Here is a 304-nt window from a genome sequence, read left to right on the forward strand (position 1 = left end):
CGGTGCGAGCCGGGAGCTGACGGAAGGGTTTGGCTCGCTGTTCGCCGCGGTCGTGCTGCTCTCGGTCGGGATTTGGATGCACGGCAAGGCGCAGGCCGACGCCTGGCAGGTTTACATCCGAGAGAAGCTGTCGACGGCCCTGTCGAAGAAGTCGGCCTGGTTCCTGTTCCTGCTCGCCTTCGTCGTGGTCTACCGCGAAGTGTTCGAGACAATCCTCTTCCTGACCGCCCTGTGGACCCAGGGCGGCGGTGCGGCGATGCTGGCCGGCATCGGCGCCGCGGCCATGGGTCTCGGGGTCGTGCCC

Annotated in this window: 1 protein-coding gene; it reads left to right on the forward strand. The window is 67.4% G+C overall.

Annotated elements, in window-relative coordinates; genetic code table 11:
- A partial coding sequence (locus CVH10_RS19350) for an FTR1 family protein (RefSeq protein WP_181244524.1) occupies positions 1-304 on the forward strand: 304 nt, incomplete at both ends.

The sequence above is a fragment of the Halomonas sp. ND22Bw genome, assembly GCF_003011945.1.
In the GTDB taxonomy this organism is placed as follows: domain Bacteria; phylum Pseudomonadota; class Gammaproteobacteria; order Pseudomonadales; family Halomonadaceae; genus Halomonas; species Halomonas halophila.